The sequence below is a fragment of the Psychrobacter sp. C 20.9 genome, assembly GCF_001921765.1.
Classification (GTDB): domain Bacteria; phylum Pseudomonadota; class Gammaproteobacteria; order Pseudomonadales; family Moraxellaceae; genus Psychrobacter; species Psychrobacter piscatorii_B.
On sequence record NZ_MRYC01000010.1, the window covers coordinates 39,197 to 57,744 of the forward strand.

Genomic DNA, 18,548 nt, shown 5'->3' on the forward strand with positions numbered 1-18,548 from the left:
AAAAGCGACTTCGGTCGCTTTTTTTATGATTAAGTTTTGATATTTGTATTAATAGGTAAGGTTTTTGGCTAAATAAGGAAACTCTTATTCCTATTTTCCTTAATATCCGCTATCATTTGCAACATTGAGTAACGAGATGTGAGCGACAGTGTATTTAGAGTTGCGATATGACTCGTGCAAATAGACTATTCTGATATGAGCTATTATTGATTTAGCTATTAGAGTTTCTGTTGATAATACTGTTTTGACTTATTATCAGTTTATCCATCAATCAACAAGGCAAGCGTAATAATGCAGCAAGCGATTAACAAATCCGAATTTATCAGTAATTTGAGTGCGAATTGTGACAACATGGCAGATACCATCGTTGATGACGCCGTTCGCGAAATATTAAATTTGATGACCCATACTTTAGCCAATGATGGCCGAGTCGAGGTTCGTGGGTTTGGCAGTTTTTGTCTACATCATCGCCGCGCTCGTGTCGGACGCAATCCTAAAACGGGGGAGAGCGTACCAGTTCCTGCCAAAGCGATTCCACACTTTAAGCCAGGTAAAGCATTACGTGAAGCAGTCAATGATAAAGTAGCACACAGCTAATATTCATTAATGATTGACTGACCAAAAACTATCATTCCAACCTGAGGTAACTGTCTCATGCGCTTTTTATTATTCGTATTGCTGTTTTTGAGCTTTGCTTACTCGCTTGGTCTGGTATTAGCAAATAATACCGAGGTCGGGGTTAATTTACTGTTTTCGCAAGCACCTACAATGAATTTGGGGCTACTGCTCATTCTATGTCTAATACTCGGCATCATTATTGGTATTCTATTATCATTGCTTATATTCCGCGTACTACAGAATAAGTGGGAAATCTCACGTTTGCAAAAGGCAAATGCAAATCTACAAGAGCAATTGAATCAAGCCAATGTGGTGATTGACCGTCAGGCCAGTGCGCCAACCGTAGATGAGGCTGTCTATGGTGCCAGATCGATTGATATGCAAGACAATACAGACACACATCTAAATGAAGGTGGTACGTTGTCTAAGCGCAAGCGAGATTAAATTGCTCGGCCATAGAAATGGTTGTTGATTTTGAAAATACAGTGCTCTAATAATTCTGATATGCGGCAAAACCATGAATAATATGATTAACTCTCCCGTCATTGTTGCTTTAGACAATATGACTTTGCAAGCTTCCTTAGCCTTAGCGGATCAATTGGATCCAGCGTTATGCCGGCTCAAAGTAGGTAAAGAGCTATTTACACGCTGTGGTCCCGATATTGTAAAGGCACTGCATCACCGTAACTTTGAGGTATTCTTAGACCTGAAGTTTCACGATATTCCTAACACTACTGCTCAAGCGGTACTAGCTGCTGCCGAGCTTGGTGTATGGATGGTCAATGTTCATGCTAGTGCAGGTCTAGAGGCTATGTCCTTGGCAAAACAGCGTTTAATAGATAAAGACCTTAATACATTACTCATCGCGGTGACTGTATTGACCTCTATGGACAGTGACGCATTGATGCAAACGGGTATCACTGATAGCTTAGACGTACAGGTGAGCCGATTGGCACAATTGACCAAGCAAGCTGGGTTAGATGGGGTAGTATGCTCTGCTCAAGAAGCGAAAACGCTTAAAGCGTTATGCGGTCAAGATTTTAAATTGGTCACGCCAGGCATTCGACTAGCAGACGACAATGCTGATGATCAAAAGCGTATCTGTACGCCAAGTCAAGCATTGTTAGATGGTTCTGATTATTTGGTGATTGGACGCTCAATTACTCAGGCTACCGACCCTGCGGCTAAATTGCAGACAATACTGCAAAGTATTTAAGTTTTGATATCAATAAAGTAAAAAGACAGCCTAAATCGCTGTCTTTTTACTTTTTGATGGTAAAGAAAGAGCTGATACACTACTTTAGCGCTTGCTGACGCTTACGGCTCAAATTATTGATCATGACACTATTGGACGATATTGAATTATATGAAATTACAAATACTAAGTGACTTACATATTGATAGTTATGCACGCCAGTCACACCCTATTGGGCATATTCCTAAAACTGACGCAGATGTCGTGTTAGTAGCGGGAGACACCGCTAACAGTGATAGAGGGATGCCGTGGTTACAAGAGCAGGCAGCACGCTTACAAGTTCCTCTGATCACGATCTCAGGTAATCACGAATATTTTGACGAAGATGTGCTAAGTTTTGACCAAAAGTTGGCGACTTGGGACAATTATGATGCTGCCTCTAACAAAGGGGTTTGTGTCTTACAGTGCCAGCATATTGATATTGGTGATATACGAATCTTAGGTTGCACACTGTGGACGGATTATCAGTATCATGCCAATGAAGATACTATGGCTGCTGCTAGGCATTTTATGCGTGATTATAAGCAGATATATGCAGGTAAAGAGATGTTCTCACCTGAGGTTTCTATGCAAATCCATGCCACGCATCGCCAGTGGCTGCGACAGGCCCTAATCACAACGAAAGAATTGGGTAAAAAAACCGTGGTGATGAGTCATCATAGTGTCAGTGCATTATCCGTGTCTGAAAAATATGCTAATTTACCAAGCAATGCTGCCTTTGTTAGTGATTTGTCTGGGTGGATGCATGAGGACTGGGCACCGACTTTGTGGGTGCATGGACACACACATGAAGCATTCGATTATCGATTAGGTAATACGCGAGTGATTGTCAATCCTAGGGCTTATCCTAATGAGATTAGCAGTACGGCGTTGGCATTTGCGTGGGATAAGGTTATTGATATCGGTTAGTTGAGGATCTATGTAGATAAGCCATGTTACTTATCTTCGCTTAGTTCTCTTAAAAACAAGCTCACTCCTTGTATGACAAGATATTTACAAGATATAGTGCAACTAGACTTGTCAGTTGTTCATTCCTATCAAAAAATCTGCTACGCTTGCTACTATGAGTAAATATCTTAATAGCACCTTATCAAAAGTCTCTGCTGACAAGCTTGCGAGTCACACACCAAGTGCGCCTGCGCCTTCACATCTGCCAGATAGTATGATTTCTTCGGTCAGACTATTACCTGAAAATGAGCGGCTGATTTTATTTACCAGACACTCTTTGCGTGAGCGTTCTGACGGCAATGGTTTTGCCAGCTATCAGTTGCCGCTGACGCCTAAAGGCCGCGTACTAGCTAAGTCTTGGGGTCGTTGGTTAGCAGGTCACCTCCCATACTCACTCGATGTTGATAGCATCTCAAGCCCCATTAAACGCTGTATTGATACGGCGCAGCTCATGCAGGAAGGAGCAGGTCTAAAGCGTGATATTACGCATCAGTCACTGCTGGTTGAGCCTGGTAGCCTCGTTACTGAACCTGAAATAGCGAACCCAATATTTAAAGAAATTGGTGTACTCAATTTTATCAATCGCTTTTTGCAAGGCAATCTTGAAGGCACCAAAAATGCTTATCAAGGTGGCCTTGATATTCTCTCGCTCTTTTATCAAAACCAGCCGCAGCATGGGCATCTAATGCTGGCTGTCAGTCATGATACTTTGTTGTCTGCATTCTTAGCCGTGATGTTCGATGTGGAAGAGATCGATTGGAATGATTGGCCAAAAATGATGGAAGGGGTGTTTTTGTGGTTTGATGATAAACCTTTTGATCAGGCAAATGCGCATTTTATCTGGCGTGGTCAAGTATATACACGTCCGATTATTTCATTGTTGAATGGGTATCGTGCAGCAGGGTATCACCCAAGTAAACTGCTATTACCACCAGGGGTGCAATGGACATAAGATGTCATCAAAAAATGTTAATGACGATCCACTAGATATATATCGAGTAGGCATAAAAAAACCTTGCCCCAGTATCAGAACCAGTAGCAAGGTTTTAGTCATGACGCTATAAAAGCGTCATGCGGTCTAGACAATACAAATTTTAAGCTTGTAGGCCTTTGATTGTTTTGTTTAGGCGGCTCTTACGACGAGCAGCTTTATTCTTATGAATAATACCTTTGTCAGCCATACGATCAATAACTGGTACCGCTTTTTTGTAAGCTTCGGTAGCCGCGTCATAATCTTTAGCTTCGATAGCCGCATCAACACGTTTTAAGTAAGTACGAACCATAGAGCGTTGTGACGCAGAGTTCTGACGACGTTTGGTGTTTTGACGGGCGCGTTTACGAGCTTGTGCAGTATTAGCCACGCGTATCTCCTTGATAAAGACAGATAAAAATATGAATGTTGATTGCAATAATGGGTTTAACAATCATCGGTGACGAGCAGCCTCTCGCCAAACATGATGTCGATGTCTAATATTAAAGTATCTAATACAAATAGATCATCGCAAGCGCCAGAACTGTTTGGAATAATTAAACAGCGTTGACGTGTAAAGCCGGTTATCTTAGCAAATTATTGCACTAAGGACAATATATTTGATGATTAATGCGCAAAGAAGTACTGTAAACTCATGAATTTTGGTTTATTAAGGTATCTAAATCAATAGCAGACATCAATAGGCGCAACTGATTGATAAAATCTCTTACAATATATCCTACATAATAGCGTCAGTTATTCATGAATTTAGGTATGATATCCTAATGGTAGGCTTTGATATAGGTTACTTTTCATCAATATAGAACCTCTAACGTTATATAAGTGGATAGGGTATGCAGCGAAAAGCAATTGTGATTGGCGCAACAGGATTGGTAGGGCAGCATTTGGTAAAACAGCTGAGTGAGCTCTATGATACATTGATTGTGATCGCTCGGCGCCCGCCACGCTATATCAATGCCAGTATGCGTTTTTATCAGCTCAATGACTTTGACAATCTCTCTGAAGTATTTGCAAGCGTTGGTGCTGATCGAACCACCGATGCCTACAGCTGTCTTGGCACCACCAAAAAGCAGGCAGGTAGCGATGAAGCTTTTCGAAAGATAGACCATGATTACAATGTTAACTTTGCTAAGCTATGCCGTGACAAAGGGGTAGAAAACTTTTTTCTACTTTCATCCATGAATGCCGATATTGACAGCCGCTTTTTGTACAATCGAGTCAAGGCAGAGACGGAGCAATCTATTACGGCATTAGGCTTTGGTCAACTGGTGATATTTCGACCATCGTTATTACTAGGCAAGCATAAAGGGCGTCCACTCGAGAGCATTGGTCAAAAAGCTTTTAAGCTTATCTCGCCTTTAGTCTCAGAGTCACTCTCATTACATCCTATCTCGGCTAAGCGCGTCGCTAGTGCAATGGCGATGAGTGCTCATGACATTTATCATCGTCGTAAATACCGTACAGAACCCCAGATTGAACATACAGAGATCATTGAAAATAAGAAGATGCTTGCAATGACTCGTGTGAAAAAATAAAGCATTATTTTTGAGTCAAGACTACAGCCAAGTATGACCATGTATTACAAGATCAAGCAGCTTAATCACTCATAATAAGGAGTAGAAACGATGGAGATGAATAAAGAGAACTTTGTCACATGTGATTTACTGGACGCCAATCCTGAGTCGCAAGTATGTCTACCAAATATTGAAGGTAAGGCATTTCGTCATTTTGGTGCAAAAGATAAATTCTGCGGTGAAATCGTGACGGTGAAGTGCTTTGAAGATAATAGCCGCGTCAAATCACTATTGAATAGTGATGGCAAAGACAAAGCTGGCGATGGTAAGGTGTTGGTCGTCGATGGTGGCGGCTCTATGCGCTGTGCCTTGCTCGGCGATATGATTGCTCAGTCGGCCATCGACAATGGTTGGGCGGGTGTTATCGTATATGGCTGTGTCCGAGATGTTGATGACATAGCAGCGATGGATCTTGGTGTGATGGCACTTGGTTGCATCCCGCGCAAATCAACTCGCCGTGATGAAGGTCAAACGGATATCGAAATCCGCTTTGGTGATTTGACATTGAACTCGGGAATGTTTGTCTATGCTGACAACAATGGCATTATCGCTAGTGATAAACCGTTAATTTGAACTTGGTTTAACCAGTGTGAATGAGAACCTCAGCTTATTAGTTGGGGTTTTTTATGTAATGATAGTTAAAGCTTAATAATCGTTATCAATCCTCGATCATAAATGAGTGAACTTTTACGTGACAAACCGTTACGGCATAAGTTTTGGTAATTGCTCAAATATTCGTATAATAGCTTTCTGACTCCTTAACTGTGATCCTATTCTTTATGCCTATCACTGCTTTGACTGACGCGTTTGATCCTATTAACCAGCAGTTGTTCCCCATCCAAAATTCCGAGCGGCGTTGGCTTGCGCCTGTCCATGGTGCGGTCAGTAGCTTATGGCTGGCAAGCTTGGTTCAAACGCCTATGTGGAATGTTGCCAAGCGCCTAAAGGTCGTGGTGGCACGCGACCAAAACCAACTCAATCAGATAGAGACCGAGCTGGCATTTTGCGGTGTGGATGCCTACGTGTTTCCTGACTGGGAGACACTGACATATGATGAGCTGTCTCCGCATCAAGACATCGTTAGTGAACGCATCAACCTATTGACGGATATGCCAAAAACGGGTGTGCTACTCATCTCAGTACAGACATTGATGCAACGCGTCGCACCGCCCAGTTGGCTGATTGGGCAGCATTTTGATCTAAGTGTCGGTGATCGTTTTGATATCAATACGCAACGTGGGCTTTTGGCAAAGGCGGGTTATAGAGCGGTTGATAATGTCTTTGAGCCCGGTGAGTTCGCTGTACGTGGCAGCATTATCGATATCTTTGCTATGGGTCAGCCTTTTCCGCTGCGTTTAGACTTATTTGACGATGAAATTGAGACAATTCGTTTTTTTCATCCGCAAACCCAGCGCACGTTGACCGCTGATGATCTCAAGGCGATGTTGACAGGCAATGATACCAGCATGGGCAAAGAGTCACTGTCGCTGCTGCACAAATTGCCAGATATCTCTAAACCTATCGAACAGTTCCAAATATTACCAGCAAAGGAGTTTCCGCTGGATGAAGGGCGAGAGACATTTCGCACGAATTTTGCGGCGATGTTCCCTAATGCCAGTAGCCGCAAGTCTGAGTTGCATAAAGATGTAATGGCAGGTATCGCGAGTAGCGGACTGGAGTATTATCAGCCACTATTTTTTGACTTAAAAGATTGGCAAGAAGAAAGTACATTGTTTTCTTATTTGCCAAGCGATGCGTTGTTTATCACGGATGAGCTGATTAACGAAAAGCAGGCGGACTATTGGTCACAAATCCAGCGCCGCTATGAAGAACGTCGACATGATATTGACAAGCCTATCGTCGAACCTGCGCTGTTATACTTATTATCCAACGCACTTAATGAACAACTAAATCACTATCCACGAGTGATACTAAGCGCACGCGATGAGCTGGCTACGACAAATGACGTAGCAGCGCCAGAAGGTAACGATCCATCTCAGCCGCAACTGCCATTAACGCCTACTAAGCAGCAAGGCTTAGTGACATTAAGCGCCGAAGAACCGCCACAACTGGCAGTAAACCATCAGAAATCTGAGCCATTAACTGAATTGCTCGACTTTTTAAACGTTCAACAACAAACAGCAACGCCTGTACTAATTGTTGCAGAAACCGCAGGCCGTCGTGAGATTCTTATTGAGCTGTTTAAGGGAAAAATCGATATCAAAGCATATGATAGCTTTGAAGCATTTTTAGCAGCAGATAAGACGAGCGCTATGAATAATGCTCGACTACCACATGTCGGTCTGACTGTGGCACCGATTGAGCGTGGCGTATACGTGCCTGAGCGTTTGGTGTTGATTAGTGAGACGCAGCTGTTTGGTCGTCAAGTCTTACAGACGCGTCGTCGTCGCCAAAGCGGTGTATCAGAAGAGTTCTTGGTTAAGAGCGTCACTGAGATAACAGATGGCAGCCCAGTCGTTCATATCGAGCATGGTATTGGTCGTTATAACGGTCTAATCACGCTAGATGTGGGCGATGGTGAGCAAGAGTTCATTCATTTAAAATATGACGATGATGCCAGTATCTATGTGCCAGTCGCCAATCTACAAATGATCAGTCGCTATAGTGGCGGCGATCCAGCGTTAGCGCCATTACATAAGATCGGCAGTGGCAAATGGGATAGAGCCAAGCAAAAGGCCTTGGAGCAAATTCACGATGTTGCCGCAGAGCTGCTCAATATGCAAGCGCGTCGTGAGGCCAAAGTTGGTATTCATTTTAAAATAGATCCGTCGCAATACGAGCTGTTTGCCAGTCAGTTTGCGTTTGAAGAGACCGCTGACCAAGCCAATGCCATTCATGCGGTTATGGAAGATATGAGACAAAACCAGCCAATGGATCGCCTTATTTGCGGTGATGTTGGCTTTGGTAAAACAGAAGTAGCGATGCGAGCGGCCTTTATTGCCGTCAGTGCTGGCTATCAAGTTGCTGTATTAGTGCCCACCACATTGCTCGCAGGACAGCACGAAGATAATTTCCGCGATCGATTTGCTGATTGGCCAGTGCGTATTGAGAGCCTGTCTCGCTTTGGTGGTAAAAAGCATCAAGACATGGTCTTGACGGACTTGGCTGATGGCAAAGTCGATATCGTGATTGGTACTCATAAACTACTACAGCCTGACGTGAAGTTTGCAAACCTTGGGCTAATGATCGTTGATGAAGAGCACCGTTTTGGGGTGCGTCATAAGGAACGTATCAAGGCGATTCAGACAGATGTAGACAGTATGTCTATGACCGCAACGCCCATCCCTAGAACGCTTAATATGGCGCTCTCAGGCATGCGTGATATGTCAATCATTGCCACACCGCCTGCACGCCGGTTGGCTATTAAAACCTTTGTCATGCAAAAGACAGATGCCTTGATGAAAGAAGCTATCTTGCGCGAGCTGTTACGTGGTGGGCAGGTTTATCTGCTCCACAATGATGTGGCTAGTATTGAGCGTATGGCAGAGACTATTCGTGACCTCGTACCAGAAGCGCGAGTAGGGGTCGCCCATGGGCAGATGCAAGAGCGTCAGCTTGAGCAAATCATGCAGCAGTTTTATCATAAAAAATTCAACGTGTTGGTGTGCTCTACTATTATTGAGACAGGTATCGACGTACCAAATGCCAATACTATTATCATTGAGCGTGCGGATAAATTTGGTCTGGCGCAATTGCATCAGCTACGAGGCCGAGTAGGTCGAAGTCATCATCAGGCATATTGTTACCTATTGGTGCCTTCTCTCAAAGGTCTCAAAGGCGATGCCAAGCGTCGTCTACATGCAATTGAACGCGCCAATACACTCGGCGCAGGTTTTATGCTGGCGAGTGAAGATCTAGAGATTCGCGGTGCAGGTGAGATACTGGGTAAGCAGCAAAGTGGTAATATGCAGGCGATTGGCTTTAGCTTATATATGGATATGCTGGAACGTGCAACTAAGGCGATTAAGGCCGGTAAAGAGCCTGACTTGAATACGCCACTATCGCTAACCAGTGAGATTAACTTGCATAGCTCTGCTCTTATTCCAGAAGACTATCTACATGACGTACATCAGCGCCTATTGTTTTACAAACGTATAAGCAATACAGATGATAAAGAAGCGTTGACGGATATTCGTACCGAAATGATAGACCGTTTCGGTGCATTGCCAGACCAGACCAAGCAGCTATTTGCCATTCATGGACTGCGCTTGCAAGCAGAACCGCTGAAGATCAACAAAATCGATGCCAATAGCAGTAGTATGACGTTGGAGTTTGCACCAGATACCCCCGTCGATGCCTTGGCGATTATTAAGCTGATTCAGTCAGATGGGCAGCATTATCGTATGAATGGGGCATCTGGTATTCGTTATCAACATAGCGAGAAGTTGGCAACGCCTCAACAGCGAGTCTCTGTTATCCAAGATCTTTTACGTTATTTTAGTGAGCATATGGTGACAGAAGCTGCCTAGATTCAATCGGTGAAAGCTATCATCGGGGTTGCTAAGACAATCAACACAAATGCAATAGTGTATGGTGCTATTTTATCGCAGGGATAACTGATAAAATAACCGGATTGCTTCTTCTTCGATATTTTTTACGTACTTTTATTTGCATTAAACAACAAGAGAACCGTCATTATGTTCCAACTTCATCATAAACTTGCTGCTGATAGTTTCTTAGTGGGTGATTTTCCATTATCTACTTGTCGTTTGATCAATGACTGTCAATTCCCTTGGCTGATATTAGTACCGCGCGTATCGGGTATCAAAGAGCTTTATGAGTTGTCTGAGGCAGACCAAACGCAGTTCTTGCGTGAGTCAAGCTGGTTATCGAGTCAGCTAGCCAAAACCTTTCAAGCAGATAAAATGAATGTGGCCGCGCTTGGCAATCAAGTCCCGCAGCTTCATTTTCATCATATTGTTCGTTATCAAAATGATAGGCAATGGCCAAATCCAGTATGGGGTGTTCCTGCGGTTCCTTATACCAAAGAAGTCTTGGCACAAATGCAGCAGACGTTAATGATGGCGCTACGTGGTCATCATCAAATGCCTTTTGATTGGCAGATGTAATCCGTTTTTAACTTTGAATTGCTTTATCTCATTTATAAAGCATTATTTATGAAGCCTCTCTCATAAACTATTGCGACAGAAAAAAGCCAGATACTCGTCATATCTGGCTTTTTTCTGTAATAATCAAACATTGTCAGTTATTTATCTTATCCAGAAGATTTGTCATCTTGATAAATGATAGATGGTGTTTTTTTAGCTACCACTGACCTAGGTTTCATTTAATTTAGAAAGTATAATATATTTTTGTAATTATTTATCATTAAAATAGGTGATTTGCGTGTGTTGTTCTTATATATCTTTATCTCTCTGATAGCTTATCTCATTTAAGTGAAATTCAATATGCCTTTTATAGGGATGTTAAAGCCAAAACTTTTGTCAAAAGGTAGTGGAATCTGTCAATTCGACTATCCAGAAGTTTTTGTTTTAATTCTTACTGTCATATTACTCGCCCCGCATTACAATTTTCGTCCTACCTCAATGGCATTATTGGTTGTCGTTCTATTACCTAGCCTGATGATTCTGATTTATAACTATCGACGCCAAACCAGTCTTTGGACGTCTAATATGGTCGTTATTTTATTTGCGGTCGTTATTGGGTCAATACAGTTTTGTACGGTGATATCGCTCAGTTTGGTAGCCTTAATCGGCGTACGTATGATCGTCAGTGGTGTCGATAACGGTCTAAGATTATTTACTGTAGCATTGGTGACATCTATTGTCTTTTATTATGTCAGTACAATACTAGACAACGAAGGATTGAACTGTAATGAAGGTTGGGTGCCTCCCACCGTATTGCTAGCAAGCATAATGGTTATTTTGTATCAGTTTCGCAGTACGTATCAAGAGTATATCGGCTATAAAGAAAGTGCCTCTAAAGCCGGAGGACGGTTGAGTACCATGGTGTCGGTCATCAATAAGTTGACTCGCTTTGTACCACCGCAAATTTGGGAACCAATTGTTAGATCTAATAGCCCTGTTAGTGTGTCGAATAAACGTGCTAAGCTGACTATTATGTTTTCAGATATTGTGGGCTTTACCGATCTGTCTGATAGTCTGAGCGCTGACAACTTAGCTGATATTTTGAACACTTATATGCATTGCATGACGTTGATTGCTGACAGACATGGTGCTGTACTTGATAAATTTATTGGTGATGGCATGGTGTGCTTTTTTGGTGAGCCCGCCAGTAATGGCCCACGTCAAGATGCTCTGGATTGCGTGGCAATGGCGATAGATATGCGCCGCGAGATGCGTACATTGCGTCAAAAATGGCGGCTGATGGGGTTTGAGGGGTTATATATACGTATTGGTATCACAACTGGTTATTGCCACGTGGGCAATTTTGGTAGCAACAATCGTCTTAGTTACACACTGATTGGTAAAGAGGCTAATCTGGCGTCAAGACTCGAATCGAATGCTGGCAAAGATGAGATATTGGTCAGTGAAAGCACTTATGATTATGTTTGCCATAACTATGAGTGTCAACATGTTGGAGCGCTTCAGCTAAAAGGCTTTGATGACAAGGTAAATGCATGGCAAGTACTTGACCCTGATGCTAATAAAGGTCATTTGTCTAAATGGGTAGATCACACCTTGCCAGGGTTTAACTTGCATCTAAATTTTAAAGACATGAAAGACAATGACTATCAAGATATCAGGAGTCGTCTAAACTTTGCGCTTGAGCGTATCGAACAAGAAGAAGAAAAATTGGCACAGAGCATCGCTGAAGAAAGCAAACGTCATAGTGCTAACAAAAAGTCATGATTTGGGAAGTCATATCGTGAAATATTGAGTATAAAAAAAGCCAGCTATTATATTTTAATAGCTGGCTTTTTTGTAACTTATAAGTAGTTTGTACTGATCATATTAATGATTTTCTTTTGCATGATTCAATGTGTATTTTGGAACCTCGATGGTTAGATCTTCATCATCAAGCATGACCTGACAAGACAGACGTGAGTCAGGCTCTAAGCCCCAAGCACGATCAAGTAGATCAGCTTCTACATCATCCATCTCATCTAGACTATTGAACCCTTTGCGTACGACAACGTGACAAGTAGTACAAGCTTTTGACATCTCACAGGCATGCTCAATTTTGATGCCTTTTTCTAATAACGCTTTGCACAAGTTATCGCCAGATTTTAACTCGACTTCTGCGCCTTCTGGGCAAATCTCGTGATGGGGTAATACAGTAACTTTTGGCATAAATTATGTGTCCAATGCTAATCAATCTAAAAAATAAGAGAAAGTAGCTTAGTATCATAACTAAGCTATCATTTTGAGTATGGATTTTACCAATCTTGCGCGCTGGTGCCTGCCATGCTGGTTTTAACGCTTTGATTCATAATGCGGGCAGCAAAAGCATCACTATGAGGCTTGAGCTGCGCTTGCTGCGCCTCAATCATTGCTAGATCATTGGTGTTAAGTACCGTCTTTAGTGCCTGTATCTGCTCTGCTAAGGTATGCTGCTCCTCAGAGGATAGCAGAGGAGCAAACTCATTCAAGGCTGATTCTAACGCCAGCACTTCACGTTCAGCTTCAACTTTGGTTTCAATCAAAGAGCGTGCGTTTTTATCTTCTTCGGCATGCTTAAACCCTGCAACCAGTAGCTGTTCTTTTTGCTCATCAGACAAACCATAAGAAGGCACGATCTCGATCTTGCTTTCTGTTTTGGTCGTGGTTTCTTGTGCACTAACAGTCAGCTGACCATTGGCATCGATGCTAAAGGTGACCTCGATACGAGCAAACCCAGCTTTCATTGGCGGAATACCGTACAGCTCAAAGCGGCCAAGCGAGCGACAGTTTTCTACTTTTTCGCGCTCACCTTGCACGACGTGTATCACCATGCCTGTTTGACCATCTTGATAGGTGGTAAACACTTGACGTTTTTTGACAGGGATAGGCGTGTTGCGTGGGATGAGTACTTCAACCAAACCACCCATGGTCTCAAGACCTAATGATAATGGCGTCACGTCCAATAACAACAAATTGTTATTACTATCACCATTCACCAGTTGGTGAGCAGTTTGAGCAGCACCTAAGGCAACAACCTCATCTGGATTCAGACGGCAAAGAGGCTGCTTGGCAAAAAATTCAGTCACGACTTGTTGTATGGCAGGCATACGCGTTGAGCCGCCTACTAAGATCACTTCGTCTAAATCTATGGCAGTCAGCTTGGCATCACGCAGGACTTGTTCACATACGCTTAACGTGCGACGACTAACAGGCTCTACGATAGTAAGGATGTCTTCACGGCTTAAAACGCCTTGGTATGACTGACCATTGACAGTGACGTTGATATCGACCTGTTCGGCATCAGTCAACGCTTGCTTGTAAGCTTTAGCTTCTTGTGCGAGTACTGATTTGTCATGCAGGCTTACGTCTTTTGGATCTATATTTAACTGTTTAATGATCCAGTTGGTAATCAGACGATCAATATCATCGCCGCCCAGTGCGCTATTACCGCCAGTTGCCAATACTTCAAAGACACCATCATTCAACTTTAGAATAGATACATCAAAAGTACCGCCGCCCAAATCATAAATAAGATAGTAGCTTTCTTTATTGTTGTTTTCTGATGATTGGTCAAGACCATAAGCGACCGCCGCCGCCGTTGGTTCATTCAATAGACGAAGTACGTTGATACCAGCCGCTTGCGCAGCATCTTTAGTGGCTTGGCGCTGTGCCTCATCAAAATAAGCTGGCACGGTAATCACTGCGCCCTCGATACTGTCTGCAGGCAGTGCACTCGCTGCACGTTGCTCAAGCGCGGCTAATATACGCGCTGATACTTCGACAGGTGACACTTCACCTTGAGCCGTGACAAATGCTGGCATATCATCTGTACTACCAGACAACTCATAAGGATGCGAGAATTTAATATCCGCTTGGCTACGACCCATAAAACGCTTAGCCGAGACGATCGTATTTTTTGGATCGTCTGCTAAATGCGCTAGGGCATCATAGCCGACCGATGGATTACCTGTCGCTGGATAATAAACCACAGAAGGCAGCAAGGTATCTGATGCTGCGCCTGCTTCTAAAACTTGCGCCTTGCCTGAACGTACTACAGCGACCAGTGAGCGTGTCGTACCAAGGTCAATACCTAGGCCAAAACGATGTTGATGAGGTTGAGCGCTTTGATTAGGTTCGGCAATTTGCATTAAAGACATAAGAATAACTCAGAGATAAAATGAATAAGTGTAATGAGGCAAATATGGCATGTTTAGTATGACTGCTTAACCGCTATCTCTTTATTCTCAAAATAGAGGGATTTGGCAGTTAAGCATGCTCAAAATCAGAGATTATACGGTATAGTTGATACTAATTTAACCAAATATTTAGAATCTAGCTTTCAAGTAAGATACATCATGCACAGCTATCTAGACGTATAGGTCATCGTCATCTGAATGTGCAGCAGTGGCGACGTCATCAAGCCCCGTTGTAACATCAGCATTCAATTTAACCAAAAACTTCAATTTCTGTGTCGCATCAATCGCCATTGGCCAATCTTGCTCTTGGTAAGCAGTCTCAAAACGCTGAGACTGGTTTGCCAAGCGCGATGTAATCTGAGGATGTAGCTGCTGCAAGACTAAAAGGTCTTTGCCTACAATAGCGTCATCTAAATCCATACGCATTTCCATCGCATCTTCTAAAAAATCCAAGTCTGCGATGGAGCGTTCTAGATTTTGCGCTTGATCGGCCATACCTAGTAGGTAACCAGCACGGCTATCAGGTGCACTCAACGTTTGGTATGCTTGATTGATGACGGCAGAATACTGCTCTGCTTGCTTGGTATCTGCTAGATTCTTTGCAACATTATCAGGATGATAGCGTTTTTGTAGCAGACGTAGATGCTGATCGAGACTGTCTTGATTGACTTCAAATTGTACAGGTTGCTCAAATAGGGCAAAGAAGTTATCAAATTGTGTTTCTGGAATCGTGTCTGTCATATCTTACGCCTTGCTTTTTTATTTGTTTTTAGAGTCTTAATCTGGTGCTTCAGCTAAATATATTAGTGCATTGATATCTTTTTGTATTGATTCATCACAACGGGTGCATCAATCACTGAATAATCAGTTGATTGAACCATTAAACAGTAAAAGACTCACCGCAGCCACATTCACCTTTTTGGTTAGGGTTAGTGAACTTGAAACCTTCGTTTAGACCTTCTTTTTCATAATCCATCAACAGGCCATCTAAATAGACCAAGCTTTTAGGATCAATAAAAATGCTAACGCCGCGGCTTTCATAGCTCGTGTCATTTTCATCAGGTATATCTACAAACTCTAAAACATAAGCAAGGCCTGAGCAACCCGCTGTACGGATACCAACTCGAATACCTTCACCTTTGCCGCGATTGTCCAAAAAGTCTCGAACATGCTGAGCGGCGCGTTCTGTCATTTCAATCATGCCAACTCCCATTGACTATTAATCGTAAATATCAATAAATAAACTATGTAAACTGGCAAGCGACATTACGAGTTTGCCAAAATAATATGCTAATAGTTTTTAGAAAATAAAAGGTGACAATTACATAAGTGTCATTGTCACCTTTTTAGCGTTAGTAACCATTTGATGTATTACTACTTTAGCATTGCTAACAAAACACAGCGCAGACGCTAGTAGGTTTGGCTTAGATAGTGGCTTCTTCTGCCGCTGCTGCTACGCCATGCTTACCTTTATAGTCGCTAATAGCGGCTTTAATGGCATCTTCTGCAAGTACAGAACAATGTACTTTTACTGGCGGTAAGGCCAATTCTTTAGCGATATCGTTGTTTTTGATTTCGCCAGCTTGATCCAAGCTTTTGCCTTTTAGCCACTCAGTAACGAGCGAGCTTGAAGCAATTGCTGAACCGCAGCCATAAGTTTTAAAGCGTGCATCTTCGATAATACCGTTATCATCGACTTGGATTTGTAGGCGCATTACATCGCCACAGGCTGGGGCACCGACCATACCGGTACCAACGTTTTTGGCGTTTTTGTCAAGATTACCAACGTTGCGTGGGTTTTCGTAATGATCAATAACTTGGTCACTATAGGCCATGGGGTTTTCTCCTAGTTAGATGATGAGTAGTCGCATATTAACTTTAAATATCTAACTACTCATCGATAATTGGGGTCAAACATTTAGTTAATAAAAACTGGATTTATAATTGTCTGATCAATCGTTTAATAAATATATTTGAAGCTGTATTACTGTCTATGCTTGATTTTAGTGCTCAGCCCATTCGACTGAATTCAAATCAACACCTTCTTGGTACATATCCCAAAGTGGCGATAGGGCACGTAGTTTATCAACAGCTTCATGCATTTGCTTGATAACAGTGTCGATGTCTTCTTCAGTCGTATAACGACCAAAGCTAAAGCGGATTGAGCTATGCGCCAATTCGTCTGGGCGACCGATAGCACGTAGTACATATGATGGCTCAAGCGTCGCTGATGTACAGGCTGACCCTGATGATACCGCTAAGTCTTTTAGCGACATCATCAATGACTCGCCTTCAACAAAGTTAAAGCTGATGTTCACAATGTTTGGTACGCTGTTCTCAAGATCGCCGTTTAGGTAGATCTCTTCAATATCTTGTAGGCCATCCCAGAGTTTTTGACGCAGTTTTGCAACATGGGCATGATCTGCTTCAAAGCTTTCATTGGCTAAAGCAAACGCTGCGCCAAGACCAACGATCTGATGCGTAGGTAATGTACCTGAACGCATACCGCGCTCATGACCACCGCCGTGTTGCTCAGCTTTTAGGCGAATACGTGGCTTACGGCGAACAAATAAGGCACCGATACCTTTAGGACCGTAGGCTTTATGGCCTGAAAAGCTCATCAAATCGATCTTCATTTCTTCAAGATTGATTTTTACTTTACCAACAGACTGTGCGCCATCAACATGGAAAACCACACCGGCTTCACGAGTGATTTCACCAATCGCTGTAACATCAGTAATCGTACCAAGCTCGTTATTTACCATCATAAGCGATACCAAAATAGTATCATCACGTAGGGCTGCTTTTACCTGCTCTGGCAAGATAAGACCTGTGCTTGGTTGCGGCTCAAGATACGTAATTTCAAAACCTTCTTGCTCAAGCTCACGGCACGTATCTAACACGGCTTTGTGTTCAATCTTACTAGTGATGATGTGCTTACCACGAGACTGATAAAAGTGAGCTGCGCCTTTAATGGCTAGGTTGTCAGATTCAGTTGCACCAGAAGTAAAGACGATTTCGCGTGGATCAGCGTTGATGACTTCAGCAACTTGTCCGCGAGCAGTTTCTACGGCTTCTTCTGCTTGCCAGCCATAGCCGTGCGAGCGCGAGGCTGGATTACCAAAGATGCCATCTACTGTCAGATATTCGCTCATCTTAGCAGCTACTGATTTGGCAACTGGTGTGGTGGCGGCATAATCTAAGTATATAAGGTTGTTATGTTGGCTCATGCTGGGTTTGCCTCGCTGTTCGATAGAGTAATGGTATTGATGTCTTTTATGGAAATATCTTTTGTAGAGTTGTGCTGACGTTCTGATACTGACTGCACATTTTCCATATCTAATAATTGCGCTAATGTTATATTTTTCAAGTACTGTTCAATATGATTTGATAGTGCACACCATAGGTCATGGGTCAGGCACATTGTACCACCTTGACAGTCACCGCGTCCTTCACACTGCATCGCATTAACGGATTCATCGACAGCAGATATGATGCTCATCACATCTATCTCGTTCAATGGCTTGGCTAGGTTATAACCACCAGCTGCACCGCGAATACTGGTCACAAGGCCACGTTTGCGTAGCTTGGAGAATAACTGTTCGAGGTAGGAGATAGAAATTGACTGCCGTTTAGCGATATCAGATAGAGATACTGCGCTCTCTTGTTGACTGGTCTGTAATGCCAAGTCTAGTAAAGCAGTAACGGCATATCTGCCTCGAGTAGTTAAACGCATGTGTTATCTCCAAACTTTTATGTCATTTTTATTTAATAACGATCTTGGAAAGGGATAGATGCAGTCAATAATAGATCAATATAAAAGCTGTCAATCATATCCGTTCAAGTTGTGTCTTATCGTTA

Annotated in this window: 18 protein-coding genes; 10 read left to right on the forward strand and 8 right to left on the reverse strand. The window is 42.8% G+C overall.

Going from position 1 to position 18,548, the window contains the following annotated elements:
• Window positions 1-291: 291 nt before the first annotated feature.
• From BTW00_RS08175 to BTW00_RS08195, 5 genes are all read left to right on the forward strand, one after another.
• Entirely contained in the window at window positions 292-597 is a 306-nt protein-coding gene (locus BTW00_RS08175) for an integration host factor subunit beta (RefSeq protein WP_058024195.1), read from the forward strand.
• A gap of 57 nt (window positions 598-654) precedes the next feature.
• On the forward strand, window positions 655-1,062 hold the full coding sequence (locus BTW00_RS08180; RefSeq protein ID WP_075106994.1) for a lipopolysaccharide assembly protein LapA domain-containing protein: 408 nt from the start codon (window positions 655-657) through the stop codon (window positions 1,060-1,062).
• Window positions 1,063-1,135: 73 nt separating this feature from the next.
• Window positions 1,136-1,834 (forward strand): orotidine-5'-phosphate decarboxylase, encoded by a 699-nt coding sequence (gene pyrF / locus BTW00_RS08185; protein ID WP_075106995.1) that lies wholly within the window; start codon window positions 1,136-1,138, stop codon window positions 1,832-1,834.
• 150 nt (window positions 1,835-1,984) lie between these two features.
• A complete protein-coding gene (locus tag BTW00_RS08190) occupies window positions 1,985-2,782 on the forward strand; it encodes a metallophosphoesterase (protein ID WP_075106996.1) in 798 nt (265 codons plus the stop codon).
• 154 nt (window positions 2,783-2,936) lie between these two features.
• Window positions 2,937-3,773: a histidine phosphatase family protein gene (locus BTW00_RS08195; protein WP_075106997.1), complete on the forward strand. Its 837-nt coding sequence runs from the start codon at window positions 2,937-2,939 to the stop codon at window positions 3,771-3,773.
• A 142-nt stretch (window positions 3,774-3,915) separates the two neighbouring features.
• Here BTW00_RS08195 and rpsT read toward each other — a convergent pair whose 3' ends face one another.
• Complete coding sequence (gene rpsT, locus BTW00_RS08200) at window positions 3,916-4,182, reverse strand: 30S ribosomal protein S20 (RefSeq protein WP_058024191.1); 267 nt, start codon at window positions 4,180-4,182, stop codon at window positions 3,916-3,918.
• 463 nt (window positions 4,183-4,645) lie between these two features.
• Between rpsT and BTW00_RS08205 the strand changes: the two genes are divergently transcribed.
• The 5 genes from BTW00_RS08205 (at window position 4,646) to BTW00_RS08225 (ending at window position 12,240) form a co-directional block, all read left to right on the forward strand.
• On the forward strand, window positions 4,646-5,347 hold the full coding sequence (locus BTW00_RS08205) for an NAD-dependent epimerase/dehydratase family protein (protein WP_075106998.1): 702 nt from the start codon (window positions 4,646-4,648) through the stop codon (window positions 5,345-5,347).
• Window positions 5,348-5,443: 96 nt separating this feature from the next.
• Complete coding sequence (gene rraA / locus BTW00_RS08210) at window positions 5,444-5,959, forward strand: ribonuclease E activity regulator RraA (protein WP_075107061.1); 516 nt, start codon at window positions 5,444-5,446, stop codon at window positions 5,957-5,959.
• Window positions 5,960-6,165: 206 nt separating this feature from the next.
• Complete coding sequence (gene mfd / locus BTW00_RS08215) at window positions 6,166-9,876, forward strand: transcription-repair coupling factor (RefSeq protein WP_075106999.1); 3,711 nt, start codon at window positions 6,166-6,168, stop codon at window positions 9,874-9,876.
• A 168-nt stretch (window positions 9,877-10,044) separates the two neighbouring features.
• Window positions 10,045-10,476: an HIT domain-containing protein gene (locus tag BTW00_RS08220; RefSeq protein WP_075107000.1), complete on the forward strand. Its 432-nt coding sequence runs from the start codon at window positions 10,045-10,047 to the stop codon at window positions 10,474-10,476.
• A 564-nt stretch (window positions 10,477-11,040) separates the two neighbouring features.
• Window positions 11,041-12,240, forward strand: a complete 1,200-nt coding sequence (locus BTW00_RS08225; protein WP_256714038.1) for an adenylate/guanylate cyclase domain-containing protein — start codon at window positions 11,041-11,043, stop codon at window positions 12,238-12,240.
• Window positions 12,241-12,342: 102 nt separating this feature from the next.
• Here BTW00_RS08225 and fdx read toward each other — a convergent pair whose 3' ends face one another.
• The 7 genes from fdx to BTW00_RS08260 form a co-directional block, all read right to left on the reverse strand.
• Window positions 12,343-12,681, reverse strand: coding sequence for an ISC system 2Fe-2S type ferredoxin (gene fdx / locus BTW00_RS08230; RefSeq protein ID WP_075107002.1), 339 nt, complete (start codon window positions 12,679-12,681; stop codon window positions 12,343-12,345).
• An 86-nt stretch (window positions 12,682-12,767) separates the two neighbouring features.
• Complete coding sequence (gene hscA / locus BTW00_RS08235) at window positions 12,768-14,648, reverse strand: Fe-S protein assembly chaperone HscA (protein ID WP_075107003.1); 1,881 nt, start codon at window positions 14,646-14,648, stop codon at window positions 12,768-12,770.
• Between the two features lie 210 nt (window positions 14,649-14,858).
• Entirely contained in the window at window positions 14,859-15,428 is a 570-nt protein-coding gene (gene hscB / locus BTW00_RS08240) for a Fe-S protein assembly co-chaperone HscB (protein WP_075107004.1), read from the reverse strand.
• 139 nt (window positions 15,429-15,567) lie between these two features.
• Complete coding sequence (iscA, locus tag BTW00_RS08245; RefSeq protein ID WP_075107005.1) at window positions 15,568-15,888, reverse strand: iron-sulfur cluster assembly protein IscA; 321 nt, start codon at window positions 15,886-15,888, stop codon at window positions 15,568-15,570.
• A gap of 223 nt (window positions 15,889-16,111) precedes the next feature.
• Window positions 16,112-16,522 carry a Fe-S cluster assembly scaffold IscU gene (gene iscU / locus BTW00_RS08250; protein WP_058024183.1) on the reverse strand — a complete coding sequence of 137 codons (411 nt, stop codon included), beginning with the start codon at window positions 16,520-16,522 and terminating at the stop codon, window positions 16,112-16,114.
• 168 nt (window positions 16,523-16,690) lie between these two features.
• Window positions 16,691-17,917, reverse strand: coding sequence for an IscS subfamily cysteine desulfurase (locus BTW00_RS08255; RefSeq protein ID WP_075107006.1), 1,227 nt, complete (start codon window positions 17,915-17,917; stop codon window positions 16,691-16,693).
• On the reverse strand, window positions 17,914-18,423 hold the full coding sequence (locus BTW00_RS08260) for an Rrf2 family transcriptional regulator (RefSeq protein WP_058024181.1): 510 nt from the start codon (window positions 18,421-18,423) through the stop codon (window positions 17,914-17,916). Before BTW00_RS08260 ends, BTW00_RS08255 begins: the two co-directional genes overlap by 4 nt.
• Window positions 18,424-18,548: the final 125 nt, after the last annotated feature.

Coding starts and splice junctions, on each gene's coding strand:
- BTW00_RS08180 (WP_075106994.1), top strand. CDS start 655: ATGCGCTTTTTATTATTCGTATTGCTGTTTTTGAGCTTTGCTTACTCG.
- BTW00_RS08220 (WP_075107000.1), top strand. CDS start 10,045: ATGTTCCAACTTCATCATAAACTTGCTGCTGATAGTTTCTTAGTGGGT.
- BTW00_RS08260 (WP_058024181.1), bottom strand. CDS start 18,423: ATGCGTTTAACTACTCGAGGCAGATATGCCGTTACTGCTTTACTAGAC.
- BTW00_RS08205 (WP_075106998.1), top strand. CDS start 4,646: ATGCAGCGAAAAGCAATTGTGATTGGCGCAACAGGATTGGTAGGGCAG.
- hscB (WP_075107004.1), bottom strand. CDS start 15,428: ATGACAGACACGATTCCAGAAACACAATTTGATAACTTCTTTGCCCTA.
- pyrF (WP_075106995.1), top strand. CDS start 1,136: ATGAATAATATGATTAACTCTCCCGTCATTGTTGCTTTAGACAATATG.
- BTW00_RS08255 (WP_075107006.1), bottom strand. CDS start 17,917: ATGAGCCAACATAACAACCTTATATACTTAGATTATGCCGCCACCACA.
- BTW00_RS08175 (WP_058024195.1), top strand. CDS start 292: ATGCAGCAAGCGATTAACAAATCCGAATTTATCAGTAATTTGAGTGCG.
- rraA (WP_075107061.1), top strand. CDS start 5,444: ATGAATAAAGAGAACTTTGTCACATGTGATTTACTGGACGCCAATCCT.
- BTW00_RS08195 (WP_075106997.1), top strand. CDS start 2,937: ATGAGTAAATATCTTAATAGCACCTTATCAAAAGTCTCTGCTGACAAG.
- mfd (WP_075106999.1), top strand. CDS start 6,166: ATGCCTATCACTGCTTTGACTGACGCGTTTGATCCTATTAACCAGCAG.
- BTW00_RS08190 (WP_075106996.1), top strand. CDS start 1,985: ATGAAATTACAAATACTAAGTGACTTACATATTGATAGTTATGCACGC.
- iscA (WP_075107005.1), bottom strand. CDS start 15,888: ATGATTGAAATGACAGAACGCGCCGCTCAGCATGTTCGAGACTTTTTG.
- hscA (WP_075107003.1), bottom strand. CDS start 14,648: ATGTCTTTAATGCAAATTGCCGAACCTAATCAAAGCGCTCAACCTCAT.
- fdx (WP_075107002.1), bottom strand. CDS start 12,681: ATGCCAAAAGTTACTGTATTACCCCATCACGAGATTTGCCCAGAAGGC.
- BTW00_RS08225 (WP_256714038.1), top strand. CDS start 11,041: ATGGTCGTTATTTTATTTGCGGTCGTTATTGGGTCAATACAGTTTTGT.
- iscU (WP_058024183.1), bottom strand. CDS start 16,522: ATGGCCTATAGTGACCAAGTTATTGATCATTACGAAAACCCACGCAAC.